Origin of the sequence: Desulfobotulus alkaliphilus (assembly GCF_007830435.1) — a bacterium.
In the GTDB taxonomy this organism is placed as follows: domain Bacteria; phylum Desulfobacterota; class Desulfobacteria; order Desulfobacterales; family ASO4-4; genus Desulfobotulus; species Desulfobotulus alkaliphilus.
The window spans coordinates 119,803-133,082 of sequence record NZ_VLLC01000004.1; the positions used below are offsets into that span (position 1 = coordinate 119,803).

Consider the following 13,280-nt stretch of genomic DNA (forward strand, 5'->3'; position numbering starts at 1 on the left):
GTTTACAACAAAGGGGCTTTCCGTTACCCTGACTGCGGCTCTGTAACCCTGAACCAGGAGACTTCCATGAAATTTCTACTCATATTTTTTTTATTTTTCATATCTTACAGCAAGGCCTCCGCCGGAGAAGAAGTGATTGCGGCCATGGAAAACCGCTACAAAGACCGGTGTTTTTCCGCCAGTTTTCAACAGATTTCCATCCTCGCCGCCATGGACATATCCGAAAGGGCAGACGGCAGAGCTGTCTTTTCCCATCCCGGCCGTATGCGGTGGGAATACGAAACCCCGGAACCAAGACTCATTGTCACGGACGGGACCACCCTCTGGATATACTCTCCCCTGGAACAGGAAGTGCTGGTCGGTGCATCGGAACCCTACTTCGGCAGGGGCAAGGGTGGGCGTTTTCTTTCGGACATGGCATCTCTCAGGGAAGATTTTACCCATACCAGGGTTTCAGAACCCGAAGCCGACCCTGTCCGACTCAGGCTCATCCCCCATCAGCCCGAGCCGGGTCTCACGGAGCTTTTCGTTGAAGCGGAAAGTGAAACCGGCCGCATTATCAGCATTGAAACCCTCAATGCCTACGGGGATGTGACACGCATCCGCCTTTTCGGAGAAGAAAGCCACGACCTGTGCGAAGAAGACCTCTTCCATTTCACCCCGCCGCCCCAGACCCGTGAGTTTGAGCTGGGGGAATAATCAAACCCCCTTAAAAATACAGATTACCCTTGAAAAACTTTTTCTTTTACAGGAAATATCATGACAAAAAAAGGGGAACCTTTACAACAAGGTTCCCTGCCCCGAAGGGTTCAGCGCATCATCAAAATCAGCTCCGGCTTTAACAAACCCTTCTTTTCAATCCGGCCCGGACACACAGCGTCTGGTGCCCTAAAAAAGACCCCATACACGACAGATACAACAGGACAGACAATGAAAGATACCATAAGAAAGCTGGCCAAAGAAAAAAACGCCATCATACTGGCCCACAATTACGTTCCCGCAGAAATTCAGGATGTGGCCCACCTGTGCGGAGACTCCCTGGAACTGAGCATCAGAGCTGCGGAAACCGATGCCGATATCATTGTTTTCTGCGGCGTGCGCTTCATGGCGGAAACCGCAGCCATTCTCTCCCCTGAAAAAACCGTCCTGCTTCCCGTGGAAGATGCGGGCTGCCCCATGGCGGACATGGTGACACCGGAAGCCCTGAAAAAACGTAAAGCCCAGCTTCCCGGCATCCCCGTGGTCACCTACGTGAACTCCACGGCTGCGGTCAAGGCCCTCTCCGATATCTGCTGCACCTCAGCCAACGTGATCCGGGTGGTGGAAAGCCTTGACAGTGAAGAAATTCTCATGACCCCGGACCGCAACCTCGCCCTGTATGCGGCCAGCCACAGCTCAAAAAAAATTCACCTGTGGGAAGGCTTCTGCCCCTTCCATAACACCCTTGACCGCAAAACCGTTTCTGAGGCAAAAAAAGCCCACCCCGATGCCTTTTTCATCGCCCATCCCGAATGCCCGCCAGAGGTTCTTGCCATGGCCGATGCCGTTACCAGCACCTCGGGCATGATCCGCATGGCAAAGGAATCTGAGCACAAAAAATTTATCATTGGCACGGAAACAGGGCTTCTCCACCCCCTTCGACAGGCCTGCCCGGACAAGATTTTCCATCCGGCAAGTCCTGAGATGTACTGCCCGGACATGAAAAAAATCACCCTTGAAATTCTGAAAAATACCCTTGAAAAGGAATCCGGAAGGGTGACGGTCCCCGAAGACATCCGCATCCCCGCCCTGAAGGCCGTCAGAAAAATGATGGCCATAAAAGGCTAGTGAATCCGGGTCTTCACCATCAGCCGGCCTGCGTCATCCATGGCCTGCACATGGCGATACTCCCCATGGGGAATACCTATGAGGATACAGGGCCATGTCAGGGCCTGGGTGACCCGGCTGCCCGGTGAAGGCCTGATCAGACGCAGCCTGACAATGGCCGTATCCCCACTGAACTCCAGATCCGTGGATGCCAGCCGGATACCATAGCCCCCTGTTTTTTGCATACCCATCCCCAGCAGCAGCACACCGCCACGGTTAAAATCCACGTCTTCCAGACGCTGACGGACGGTCTCGCAGAGAAGGCTGCCATCCGCTTCCAGCCGGGAAAAATCTGAAGCACCTCCTATCCACAGGCCAAAGGGAGCATCGCTGCGGAAACCGCAGTCCGAGCCATGGTATAGTATCTCTGCCACAGGCGTCCCCCCCATGCTCTTTTTACCGGAAATACACCCATAAAGAACAAGGCTTACCAGAAAAGCTCCTGCCAGAATCCGCCACAATTTCTGTCCCATGATGCTTTCACCCTTTCCGTGCATACCCCGGATCCATCGCTAATGTTGGCCGGACAGCCCGACAGCCTGTTCTTTTGATTGAGGAGATTTTTTATTCAGCATGAGCTTCCTGACTTTTGCAGGCTTTTAAAATTTTTAGCAAATGCAAATGGCCAAGGTGCTTTTTACAGCTTTCTTCCCTCACCCCTGCCCCCCTCCCAGGGGAAGAGGGAAAACCTGCTGAATAATTACAAGATTTTTCTAAAACACTTCAACCACAAAATCAAGATGTTCAAGGCCGGGTGCCCCCGGAAAGACCCAGACAGGCCTGCCCTCTCCGGATGGATATGCACCCTTCAGCCCCTCTCCCTGAATACGGACACGGTAAAGACCCGGTTCAACATCCTCCATACGCCAGAGCCAGGCTCCCCCGTCCCTGTCCTCTTCATTCAGAGGGTAATACCTCTTTTTTCCTGCCCCTTCCTGCTCAAGGACAACAAAAACATGATCCCGGGATAATCCATAAAGATCCGCAGGGGGCATGTTCACATGCACAGGATAAAGGGAATCGCCGGAATCGCCCGGAATGGCAATAAAAAAACGCCCTCCTGTTTCAGGAAAATCCCCATGTTCCCTGTCCAGAGAAACCGCAAAGGTCCGGGTATTCAACCCATGGGCCGCCTCCCGGATCCCAAGCCAGGGAAGGGAAGATACGGGCATACCTGCCCCCCCATTGCCTTTACCCAGAAAAAAAAGGGCCTGATCCCCGCCCATGCCCATATAAAGGGCCTCAGGTGCTACAGCAAGCGCTACCAGAGATTCCAAGGCCTTTGCCGCATCCACAAGGCCCCAGCCTGTGCCCGCATCCTTTCCCAAGGGCCCCAGATCCCTGGTCATGCCTCCCTTTTCAAGAATCCCCATGGCCTGTTCCGGTGAAAGGAAAGGATCCAGACTGCGCATCAGGGCCAGCACACCGCTGACAAAGGGTGCTGCCATGGAGGTTCCGCGGACATCGGCATAGGATGCCTGGGGCCTGACAAGACTCCATGCCGATGTGGTATGAACGGGACCAAAGGGTGCTGCAAGGGAAATCCAGTCTCCGTAATTGCTGTCGGGATGGCGCATCAGGCCCTGATCCACGCCAGCCACGGCAAAAACCCCCCTGTGGGCCGCAGGATAATTTTTTCTGTCCCTTCCCTCATTGCCCGCGGCAGCCACCACAAAGACCCCTGCTTCCAGGGCCGCTTCCACAGCACTCCTTTCTTCCCTTGAATGAAATGTTCCGCCAAGGCTGAGGTTGATCACATCGGCCCTTCTTTGGGGCAGCCGCCCCGAAGCATTTTCAAGGCCTGCGGCATAGCGTATGGCCTGGGCAATATCCCAGGTACTGGCAGAATCATTTTTTATCACCCTGAGGGGCATCAGCGTAGCTTCACCCGCCACACCGGCAATCCCCAGACCATTGTCCATGGTGGCCAGGGCAATGCCCGCCACCTGTGTTCCATGGAAGGGACTTTCATCGGAAGGTGTTCCTGCCTGCTTGTTCACAAAGTCATGCCCATCGGGACCGATGCGCCCTTTAAGGTCCGGGTGATCTGCCATCACACCTGAATCCAGCACGGCAATGACGGTTCCCGCCCCCCTTGTCTGCTCCCAGGCATCAGGTGCCGCAATGGCCTCCAGGGGCCAGAAACGACGGGGATCCTCTGCATATGCCGCATCATTGACCGGTATCCGGAAAATCCTGCGCCTGTAATTGGGTTCCGCCCAGAGAACGTCCCTGCGCAGATGAAGGGCTTCCACCGCTGCGAGGGTCTCCTCCACCGAAGCCTCCATCGGGTCCGAATGGCCATTCAGGCCCATGGTATTCCGTAGCGGAGATACACGCAGCAGTGCCCTGTCTTTGCTTCTTTCCAGCTCCTGCAAGCCTTCTGCAGCCATGGAGGAACGGAAAGCAGCCTCCTTTTCCCTGAACCGGACAATGACCTCACCGGGGATGATATCCCCGGAAGAAGGGTAAAGGGAGACGGTATCTACGGCTCTCCGTTCCCGTACCGGATACACCCTGCCGGAAAGAAAAAGGACCGGACCTTCAGCCAGATGAATTTCCTCCCTGCGGGTCCGGTAATTTCCGGATGAATCTGAAACCCGCAGTTCAAGAGCGTTGCTGCCCGGAGAAGGTAAGGCCAGCCAGCGGGCTTTTCCTTCACCTGCGGCCTTTCCGTTCACCTCCCAGGCATAATCAAGAAGTTTTCCCTCTTCTGAAAAGAAATCAGGGGCAAAAACAAAAACCCTTGCCGGTGCCGTTGGTATGCCCGCATCATTTTTAAAGGAATCCGGTATTTCAAGGGAAAAGCTTATTGCAGGGATATAAGATTTTTTTTCCTTGCCCCCATCGCATGAAAAAGAAAGGCAGGCCGTCAGAAAACAGAAAACAAGAGGAATAAAAAGGGCGGGGCGTCGCATACAAAACCTCCCGGAAACGGGCGGGGTAAAATGCGGGAGCAGAATGCAGGGAGCAGGCACCAGCCCGCCCCCTCCTGCCATCATACCAAATCTTCAGGTATATCTGCGTTGGTGTGCACCTTCTGCACATCATCGTTGTCTTCCAGCATCTCCATGAGCTTGACCATCTGCTGCGCATCCTTGCCCTCAAGGCGGGTCATGGTCTGGGGAATCATGCTCACCTCTGCCATGGTAAAGGCAAAGCCAGCCGTTTCCAGGGCATCCCGCACACCATCAAAGTCTTGGGGATCGGTGATGATTTCAAAGCACTCTTCTTCCTCACGCACATCCTCGGCACCGGCTTCAAGGGCTGCTTCCATAAGCGCCTCCTCATCCGCACCTGCCTTTTCCACCACCATGAGACCCTTTTTATCAAACATCCAGGCCACACAGCCATTGGCACCAAGGTTGCCGCCGCATTTGCTGAAGGCATGGCGCACCTCACCCACGGTGCGGTTTTTATTGTCCGTCATGACCTCCACAATGACTGCGGCACCACTGGGCCCATAGCCCTCATAGATGATTTCCTCATAATTGGCCCCATCCAGATCTCCGCAGCCCTTCTTGATGGCCCTTTCCATATTGTCCTTGGGCATGTTTTCCGCACGGGCTGCGATCATTGCGGTGCGAAGCCTGGGATTGCTGGAAGGATCCCCGCCACCCATGCGCGCAGCCACCATGATCTCCTTGGCCAGCTTGGTGAAAATCTTACCCCTGCGTATATCTTCCTTGCCCTTTTTATGACGAATGTTCGCCCACTTGCTGTGCCCTGCCATCCATTTCCTCCACCTGGGCTGCCCTTGCCAGCCACTTTATTTCAATTCACGTCCGATCCGTCTACATCCGGCTTTCCGAAAAAACCCATACCCAGCACATAAATTTCCCGGCTCTGTTTCCGGCAGCTTTTGGGCTTGAAGATACGCTGTTTTTCAAAAAGCCTCTTAACCTCAGCCAGAAAGGAATCAAACCCCCGGCCCTGAAAAATCTTACAGACAAAATAACCGCCCGGTTTCAGAACATCTGCTGCCAGAAACAGGGCTGCCTCACAAAGGGCCGCCGACCGCAGGGCATCCACATCGCCCATGCCTGTCGTTGCCGGTGCCATATCACTGAGGACACCGTCCACCCCCGGTGTCAGCCACTCCCGGACCTCAGCGGAAAGATCATAAATATCCCCCACCACGGCCCGGGCATGGGGGGGAAAAGCCAGATCCACAGGTTTCAGGTCCACACCCAGAACGCCGCCCGAAGGCCCTGCCATCTCCGTGGCATACTGCAGCCACGAACCCGGCGCACATCCCAGGTCCAGAATTCTGTGACCCTCTTGCATGGGACCATATTTATCCTGAATTTCCTTGAGCTTATACACAGACCTTGCCACATAGTTTTCCTTGCGGGCCAGCCTCGTATAATGATCCTCCCAGGGGTTTGCCAGATTTTTAGCAGGCATTCTGCCCTTTGCTTTTTTTGCTGCCATGGGACTCCATTTCAGACAACCTTTTAAGCCAAAACCTTCAATGAATACATTTTTTTTACTTTTCCCGTCAATACAACCTTACAAAAAAACAAAGAGAAACCTTTAATGATTCAGCATATTTTCCTGAAAAATTGTTCATCAATTTCAGAACCATGGTTCCAGCAAAAAACAATCGGGCTGTTTGTGAGTGACATTGCAATCGTTTCGGATCAGAGCTTTGCAGACCTGGGCAAAAGAAGCGGCAAACTGTCTGAGCCGCCACAAAGGCAGCGTACCAAGGCCTGCCATGGTAATAAAAAGCTTATCCTGCCTGTGGCGGGGAGTTTTTGCCGCTTCCGCACAGGGCAAGAAGCTTCCGAATAAGATTGCGTCACGAACAAATGGCCCGGTTGTCTATGCACCTGATTGAAGGTGTTCAATTTGTCAAAGGAAAATTGTGCTGAACAGCTACGGAAACTTTTTTTCAAAACAGCCTTTCCATGGCCTCTTCCACCGTTTTCACCCCTTCCAGAACCATGCCCTCGGGTGCCTGCAAACGCCGGGCGGAGGAAACCGGAACCAGACAGCGGGAAAAACCCATTTTCAAAGCTTCCCCCATGCGGGTCTCCAGATGGCTCACGGCCCTCACCTCACCGGTCAGCCCCACCTCCCCCAGCACCACGGTTTTCCCATCCACGGCTCTGTCCAGAAAACTGGATGCCAGTGCCGCCACCACCCCCATATCCACAGCAGGCTCATCCACCTTGACCCCTCCGGCCACATTCATGAAAATATCATGACCTGCAAGGTTCAGCCCCACCTTTTTCTCCAGCACTGCGGCCAGCAGGGCCACCCGGTTGCTGTCAAGGCCTGCTATGGTCCGGCGGGGGGAACCGCCCCCCGTACCCGTCACCAGAGCCTGCAGCTCCACCAGAATGGGCCTTGAACCTTCCATGCTGGTGGTAACCACGGAGCCGGCAGCTGCTTCCGGCCTTTCCGCAAGAAAAACCGCAGAAGGATTGCCCACTTCCCGCAGGCCCACATCCTGCATTTCAAAAACCCCGATTTCATTGGTGGATCCGAAACGGTTTTTTACTGCCCTGAGGATGCGGAACACATGATTGCGGTCTCCTTCAAAATACAGCACCGTATCCACCATATGCTCCAGCAGCCGGGGACCGGCAATGGCACCGTCTTTGGTAACATGCCCCACCAGCAGGGTGGGGATACCGCTTTTTTTGGCAAAAAGCATCAGCCTGAGGGTGGCTTCCCTGACCTGGGAAACACTGCCCGGTGCCGAAGACAGTTCCGGGCTGAACATGGTCTGGATGGAATCAATGACCAGCACATCGGGTTTTCCTGCTTCCGCCAGATGCAGTACCCTTTCCACATCTGTTTCCGCAGCCACAAGGATACCCGGCTTCACGGCCCCCAGACGCTGGGAGCGCAGACGGATCTGCCGGATGGACTCCTCACCGGAAACATAAAGCACCTCCCTTTCCTTTTCCGCAAGCCCCGCAAGGGTCTGCAGCATGAGGGTGGACTTTCCTATACCCGGATCGCCGCCAATAAGCACAAGGCTTCCGGAAACAAGCCCGCCTCCCAGCACCCGGTCCAGCTCGGCAATACCGGTTTCCGTCCTTTTTTCCGCATCCAGCGGAATACTGTCCATGGGATAGACCTTAGGCTCACTGCCTTTGCGCACCGCTGCCGGAGCTTCCCGCTCTTCCATAAAACTGTCCCAGACATCGCATTCGGGGCAGCGTCCCATCCACCTCGGTGCCCTGTGTCCGCAGGACTGGCAGACAAAAATACTCTTCTGTTGCTTCTTCACCATTTGACCCCCGGAGCCAATCAGGATAGTGTTCTCTGCGGATTCGGCCTGATCCGGTCCGCCTGAAACTGTAAATGTATGTGCTCAGCACAATTTTTTAAGTGCCATATCTGTCAAACAGAAACACAGGCTACAGATACCCAGACATTTACCCGTGACGCAATCCGGCACTCAAGCTAAAAAACTCAAGCCCTTTACGGGAGCAAAAATGCCTATGGATCTTGAGTGCCGGATTCGGGAGCTTCTTGTCCTGTGCGGAAGCGGAAAAAACTCACCGCCACAGGCAGGACAAGCTTTTTTATTACCATAGCCGACTCAAGCGCGCTGCCTTTGTGGCGGCTCAGACAGTTTGCCGCTTCTTATTAGCACTCCGGCACTCAAGCCTGAAAAAGCTATATTATTTGCATCATAGGCTTTGGGTTTATGGCTTGAGTGCCGGAATCCGAAACGATTGCAACGTCACTGGCAAATAGCCCGGGTGCCTTGCAATGGAGCTGAATCCATGAAATTACAACGTTAAAGTTTCGTAATAAAATGTGCTTAAAAATATCTGGAAATAAGGATAAGCCCATGCTTGACTACCATGTCCATACCCCCCTGTGCAAGCACGCCACGGGCAGGCCTGCTGCCATGGTTCAGGCCGCCTTTGATGCAGGACTCAAGGAAATCGCCTTTCTCGATCACCTGACCCTGCCCCCCCTGCCCACGGATCACAGCATGGCTGCCAAAGATGTCCCCTTTTACCTGAACTGCATCCGGGAACTGGCTGTGGCATGGGAGGGAAAAATCCGGGTACTGGCCGGGCTTGAAATTGATTTTCACCCGGAAAGCCTTGAAGCAATCCGCCACATCATCCAAAGCTATGATCTGGATATGGTGGCCGGTTCCGTGCATTTTGTTCAGGGCCACAACATTGCCAGCCGGAGCCGGAGAAACACATGGTCCCATCTGCCCCCCCTGCCCCTCTTCCATGCCTATATAGACGCCATGGAAACCCTGGTGGCGGCAGACTTCTGCGACATTCTCTGTCATCTGGATCTCATGGATAAATTCGCTCCGGACCTGAGCCCTGAGGAAAGAAAACAAACAGACAGGCGGATGGAAAAACTGCTGGATGCCGTATCCCAAAAAAAACTTGTGGTGGAAATCAACGGATCTGGTCTGGATCAGCCCATGGGAAGGCCCTATCCTTCGGATTTTCTTCTGAAGGCCTGTAAAAAAAGAAATATCCCCGTCACCCTGGCCTCGGATGCCCACAGGCCGGAATCCGTGGGAAAATATACGGAAACACTTTTAGGCCATATCCGTGCTGCGGGATACGACAGCATCGCAGGATTTGACAGGCGCAGACAAAGGATACTGCCCCTTGCATCCCTTCTGCAGAAAGCGGATTACCCCCCAAAGGAGACACCATGCGCATAGGACACATTCTTTTTCTTGTGATGGCCCTGACCCTGCCCGTCCAGGGGCTTTACGCAGAAAAAACGCCTCCCCTTCCTGCTCCGCAGGATACTGAATTTATCCCGGTTCTGGACAGCCTCCTCAAAGAAGGCCTGGATGCTGCCCGGCTTGAGCGGCTCTTCTCCCATCCGGACATGCGCTTTAACCCCAATATACCTGCCCTTTTTTTCACGGTTCAGGACAGCCAGCTGGATTATGGGCAGTTTTCGCGGCCGGAACCGGTACAGCGGGCAAAAAAATATATGATAGAACATGAAACAACCCTTAAAAGGGCAGAAAAGGAATCCGGCGTTCCTCCGGAAATTCTCACAGCCCTGCTGCTGGTGGAAACCAGACTCGGCACCTTCATGGGAAGAAATGCGGCCATCGCAAACCTTGCCAGCATCGCAGCCATGGCCGATCCGGATGTGCAGGAAAAAATCCGTAAGCATGTGGGGGACAAAAGCCGTTACCCGGACAAAGAAGCCTTCAGGAGAAGGGCAGAGAACCGGGCGGCATGGGCCCGGAAGGAGCTGGCTCCCCTGCTGCGCTACGCAGAGGCCAAGGGCGTGCATCCCGCTGAGATCAAAGGCTCCTATGCGGGAGCCGTAGGCATATGCCAGTTTATGCCCTCCAATATCGAAGCCTACGCCGCCGACGGAGACGGGGACGGAATCATCCGGCTGAGTACCCATGAAGACGCCATATTCAGTGCCGCCCGCTATCTGAAGGAGCATGGGTGGAAACGGGGAATGAACATTCAGGAACAGGAAAGAATACTCCTCACCTATAACCGCAGCAGACCCTATGCCCGGGCCATTCTGGATGTGGCTGACAAACTCCGGGAATAAAGAAAGGATGAAAAAATTGGAAACCGTTCTTGTCTGGGCAGGCCTTGGCTTTCTCTTTCTCCTGCTCACCAATCTGGCTTTTTTTGATGTTCTCCGCAGGGATTTCGGCTCAAGGGGGAAAAAAATATTCTGGGGATTTGTGGCCCTCATTCCCTTTATCGGCTGTCTTATCTACGCCATCATTGGTATACATCTGGGCAGACGCATCCCCAGAGAACCCGAGGCATGAGAAGGGAAAAAACATGAACCGCGTACCGGTTATTCTTACGGCCTTCGGCACCCGTGAAAACACCCGCAGGGTGCGGGACTTCCTGGAAGCGCATTTCAGAAAAAACTTCCCTGACTGCGATTTCCACTGGGCCTTTGCCGCCAGAAGTGTGCAGAAAAATAAAAATCCGGACACCCCACCTTCGCCGGAAGAGATACTGCAGCGCCTTGCGGATCAGGGGCAGCAGAAGGCCGTTCTGCAATCTTTGCATGTGGTATGCGCCGCAGAGTTTCACAAACTGATTCCCCTGTGCAGAAAGGCTCCCCTTGACACCCGCCTGAGCCTGCCCCTGCTTGCATCCATGGAAGACTGCAGGGCTGCGGCCCTTGCCATGGACGGGCCTGCAGGGCTTGATCATGACACCGCCGCCGTTCTGGCCCTGCACGGCTCTTCTCACCCCGGCGGTGCGCTCTTCCATCTCATGGGTAAAACGTTCAGGGAAGTATGGGGCAATCAGGCCTTTTACGGCATGATTGAAGGGGAACCCGGAGCCATGGGAACAGCGGCGGCCATAAAAAAGGCCGGTTTTTCCAAAGCCGTGGTATTTCCCTTTACTCTGGTTACGGGAAGACATTTCAGTGAAGATCTTGCAGGAAAAACCAATTCCTGGCGCAGTACTTTCAGGGAAGCCGGCATCCCAGCGGAGTTCCACCCCGAGGGTATCGGCATGAACCCCGCCATTGGGGATATTTTCTGTGCCCACCTGCGCAATGCCCTGTAAAATTTCGTACACACCCAACTCAGATATATTCAATTCTGATTACCACCCTTACGCTGCCACAGTCTGTCGGCCTGGTTATTGTCAGGCCCATGGTGCGAGAGCTTTAATACGGACAGGCTTGAAGGCCTGCGCCTGTGTATGGTTTTTACGATCCTTTTTATGTAGGGGTACCCTTTACAGGTGCTAAGCGAACATGCGTAAAACTTCTGAGTAACTTGAATTTAGTTCTTTTAATTCAAAAGCTTAAAAAATGGCCAATTATCCATCACTGATCGAAATTAGTTTGAATCCTGCACAAGTTACTCTATGACAAGACGCCCTAGCAGGGCGTGAGCTGCTTCTGAGTAACTTCAAAAGTTACTCATGACAAGACGCCGTAACACGGCGTGGGTTGCTTCTGAGTAACTTCAAAAGTTACTTTATGACAAAACACCGTAACAGGGCGTGAATTGCCGCTCATATAGCTTGACCAAGGTTCGCGTGGCTTAAAGACAGTAACAACCAGAAACACAATTGACAAAAAGAAGCATATGAGGGATTATTTCAGTCTATTCTACAGGTGAATTCATATAATCAGGATCAACAAGCCTGAGCAAATTCAGCAGACACGGGGTCTTGACAGCATATTTTTCCAATGTTCAAAGGACTGAATTCCAGCTTCACAATTTACTAAAATGTTCAAAACGCACTAGATAAAATAACATCTCGTTTTTAATTCTCATCAAAAGAGCATGGGGCTTATCCATGCCGAGTGGGAGATGAGACATTAGTAATTTTTAAAAGAAACATAAAATCACCATACCTATAAAAAACAGCATATTTACGCCTTTTCTGCCTACAGCATACACGAAAATCCGCCTTTGATTTAAGTATCCAAACAAAGAAAAAAGGAGTCAAAAATGAAAAAAAAACGAATATCCCTTGCCATCGGAATCTTTTTGTTTTTTTCTGCATCTTCGATATTGCTCTCAGGATGCAATGCGACCGAAGGGCTATCCGATGATAACTCAAAAGAGGCAAGAATTGAAAAGGGCTTGATGGCACTGGACAGGGGAAACTATGCAGAAGCCGAAAAGGTTTTTGAAAATCTTGTTCAGTCTCACCCGACAGACCAACAGATACGCTCCTATCACGCCAGCGCCATTGCAGGCGGTGCAGGTATGGATGTTTTTAACTTTATGGAAACCCTTGACTATCTTGACAAAAAAGGCACAGACAACAACGACACCATTGAGCTCATCGGACGGACCCTGACAAGATCATCAGGCCAGCCGAAAATTACAAAAAACGAAATCGGCAGAAAAATCCTTTCCTTTGAAAAAGCGATGAACACTCTACTTGAGCTCACCGGAAATAATTACCTGACCTGGATTAATGCAGGTACAAACATAAAAGCAATGCAGTCTAAAACTTACGCTTCCAATACGCAAAAAAATCCGGCCAGTCCCACCCTATTGCTTGCAGATGCCTTCATCAAACTCAATGATGACCAGAAAATACAGATCGGACTCATCGCCTTGAACCATGCGGTTCTTGTTATCGGAGACATCATAATGGAAGACCTGACCCTTGACAGCCTTATTCTTACTGAAAAAGAAATCCGGGATCTCTATGCCCACCAGAGTTATCAGGTCAACTTTTCCCATATAGTAGACTTTCTGAAAGAGGATAAAATCCTTGAAAAACTGTCCTTTGACATTGCCATTGCAAACCAGACAGTGGAAGCTATTTTACGCATGATGAATATTGGGGAACAGCAGAACCACCAAATCAAAGATGCCTTTAATACATTTATGGAAGCTTTGGATAACGGACGGGGGGGAGGAACAAAGGGGGATGGCTTTATTGAGCGCGGAGAGCTGGAATACTACCTGAGCAATCTATAAA

At 52.4% G+C, this 13,280-nt stretch carries 13 protein-coding genes; 8 read left to right on the top strand and 5 right to left on the bottom strand.

Translation table 11 applies throughout. The features are described 5' to 3' along the window. Positions 1 to 66: 66 nt before the first annotated feature. Both LZ24_RS04120 and nadA read left to right on the top strand, forming a co-directional pair. Entirely contained in the window at positions 67 to 699 is a 633-nt protein-coding gene (locus tag LZ24_RS04120) for an outer membrane lipoprotein carrier protein LolA (protein ID WP_144682624.1), read from the top strand. Between the two features lie 231 nt (positions 700 to 930). Further along, the gene (gene nadA / locus LZ24_RS04125) at positions 931 to 1,827 is read left to right on the top strand and encodes a quinolinate synthase NadA (RefSeq protein ID WP_144682626.1); all 897 of its coding nucleotides are present in this window, start codon (positions 931 to 933) and stop codon (positions 1,825 to 1,827) included. Here nadA and LZ24_RS04130 read toward each other — a convergent pair. The 4 genes from LZ24_RS04130 to LZ24_RS04145 all read right to left on the bottom strand — a co-directional run bounded on the left by LZ24_RS04130 (position 1,824) and on the right by LZ24_RS04145 (position 6,300). After that, positions 1,824 to 2,363, bottom strand: coding sequence for a protease complex subunit PrcB family protein (locus LZ24_RS04130; protein WP_144682628.1), 540 nt, complete (start codon positions 2,361 to 2,363; stop codon positions 1,824 to 1,826). The genes nadA and LZ24_RS04130 overlap by 4 nt on opposite strands. Positions 2,364 to 2,579: 216 nt before the next feature. Beyond that, positions 2,580 to 4,784: a S8 family serine peptidase gene (locus LZ24_RS04135; protein WP_186442920.1), complete on the bottom strand. Its 2,205-nt coding sequence runs from the start codon at positions 4,782 to 4,784 to the stop codon at positions 2,580 to 2,582. 80 nt (positions 4,785 to 4,864) lie between these two features. Continuing rightward, positions 4,865 to 5,599 carry a YebC/PmpR family DNA-binding transcriptional regulator gene (locus LZ24_RS04140; protein ID WP_144682632.1) on the bottom strand — a complete coding sequence of 245 codons (735 nt, stop codon included), beginning with the start codon at positions 5,597 to 5,599 and terminating at the stop codon, positions 4,865 to 4,867. 41 nt (positions 5,600 to 5,640) lie between these two features. Further along, positions 5,641 to 6,300 (bottom strand): RlmE family RNA methyltransferase, encoded by a 660-nt coding sequence (locus LZ24_RS04145; protein ID WP_246118515.1) that lies wholly within the window; start codon positions 6,298 to 6,300, stop codon positions 5,641 to 5,643. 105 nt (positions 6,301 to 6,405) lie between these two features. Here LZ24_RS04145 and LZ24_RS04150 point away from each other — a divergent pair, with 105 nt between their 5' ends. Beyond that, entirely contained in the window at positions 6,406 to 6,663 is a 258-nt protein-coding gene (locus LZ24_RS04150) for a hypothetical protein (RefSeq protein WP_144682634.1), read from the top strand. A gap of 100 nt (positions 6,664 to 6,763) precedes the next feature. Here the strand turns inward: LZ24_RS04150 and radA are convergent, their stop codons facing one another. Beyond that, positions 6,764 to 8,116 carry a DNA repair protein RadA gene (gene radA, locus LZ24_RS04155; protein ID WP_144682635.1) on the bottom strand — a complete coding sequence of 451 codons (1,353 nt, stop codon included), beginning with the start codon at positions 8,114 to 8,116 and terminating at the stop codon, positions 6,764 to 6,766. Between the two features lie 567 nt (positions 8,117 to 8,683). On the opposite strand from radA, the gene LZ24_RS04160 reads away from it, so the two are divergent. The 5 genes from LZ24_RS04160 to LZ24_RS04180 all read left to right on the top strand — a co-directional run bounded on the left by LZ24_RS04160 (position 8,684) and on the right by LZ24_RS04180 (position 13,279). Then, entirely contained in the window at positions 8,684 to 9,535 is an 852-nt protein-coding gene (locus tag LZ24_RS04160; RefSeq protein ID WP_186442921.1) for a histidinol-phosphatase, read from the top strand. Next, positions 9,526 to 10,404, top strand: coding sequence for a lytic murein transglycosylase (locus tag LZ24_RS04165; protein WP_144682639.1), 879 nt, complete (start codon positions 9,526 to 9,528; stop codon positions 10,402 to 10,404). Before LZ24_RS04160 ends, LZ24_RS04165 begins: the two co-directional genes overlap by 10 nt. Positions 10,405 to 10,411: 7 nt before the next feature. Continuing rightward, the gene (locus tag LZ24_RS04170) at positions 10,412 to 10,633 is read left to right on the top strand and encodes a PLDc N-terminal domain-containing protein (RefSeq protein ID WP_144682641.1); all 222 of its coding nucleotides are present in this window, start codon (positions 10,412 to 10,414) and stop codon (positions 10,631 to 10,633) included. A gap of 13 nt (positions 10,634 to 10,646) precedes the next feature. Next, positions 10,647 to 11,393 carry a sirohydrochlorin cobaltochelatase gene (locus LZ24_RS04175; RefSeq protein WP_186442922.1) on the top strand — a complete coding sequence of 249 codons (747 nt, stop codon included), beginning with the start codon at positions 10,647 to 10,649 and terminating at the stop codon, positions 11,391 to 11,393. 899 nt (positions 11,394 to 12,292) lie between these two features. Beyond that, complete coding sequence (locus LZ24_RS04180; RefSeq protein ID WP_144682645.1) at positions 12,293 to 13,279, top strand: outer membrane protein assembly factor BamD; 987 nt, start codon at positions 12,293 to 12,295, stop codon at positions 13,277 to 13,279. The last annotated feature ends 1 nt before the right edge of the window (position 13,280 follow it).

Excerpts from the sequence above, each read along its gene's own strand:
- LZ24_RS04120 (WP_144682624.1), top strand. The coding sequence starts at position 67 with ATGAAATTTCTACTCATATTTTTTTTATTTTTCATATCTTACAGCAAG.
- nadA (WP_144682626.1), top strand. The coding sequence starts at position 931 with ATGAAAGATACCATAAGAAAGCTGGCCAAAGAAAAAAACGCCATCATA.
- LZ24_RS04130 (WP_144682628.1), bottom strand. The coding sequence starts at position 2,363 with ATGCACGGAAAGGGTGAAAGCATCATGGGACAGAAATTGTGGCGGATT.
- LZ24_RS04135 (WP_186442920.1), bottom strand. The coding sequence starts at position 4,784 with ATGCGACGCCCCGCCCTTTTTATTCCTCTTGTTTTCTGTTTTCTGACG.
- LZ24_RS04140 (WP_144682632.1), bottom strand. The coding sequence starts at position 5,599 with ATGGCAGGGCACAGCAAGTGGGCGAACATTCGTCATAAAAAGGGCAAG.
- LZ24_RS04145 (WP_246118515.1), bottom strand. The coding sequence starts at position 6,300 with ATGGCAGCAAAAAAAGCAAAGGGCAGAATGCCTGCTAAAAATCTGGCA.
- LZ24_RS04150 (WP_144682634.1), top strand. The coding sequence starts at position 6,406 with ATGATTCAGCATATTTTCCTGAAAAATTGTTCATCAATTTCAGAACCA.
- radA (WP_144682635.1), bottom strand. The coding sequence starts at position 8,116 with ATGGTGAAGAAGCAACAGAAGAGTATTTTTGTCTGCCAGTCCTGCGGA.
- LZ24_RS04160 (WP_186442921.1), top strand. The coding sequence starts at position 8,684 with ATGCTTGACTACCATGTCCATACCCCCCTGTGCAAGCACGCCACGGGC.
- LZ24_RS04165 (WP_144682639.1), top strand. The coding sequence starts at position 9,526 with ATGCGCATAGGACACATTCTTTTTCTTGTGATGGCCCTGACCCTGCCC.
- LZ24_RS04170 (WP_144682641.1), top strand. The coding sequence starts at position 10,412 with ATGAAAAAATTGGAAACCGTTCTTGTCTGGGCAGGCCTTGGCTTTCTC.
- LZ24_RS04175 (WP_186442922.1), top strand. The coding sequence starts at position 10,647 with ATGAACCGCGTACCGGTTATTCTTACGGCCTTCGGCACCCGTGAAAAC.
- LZ24_RS04180 (WP_144682645.1), top strand. The coding sequence starts at position 12,293 with ATGAAAAAAAAACGAATATCCCTTGCCATCGGAATCTTTTTGTTTTTT.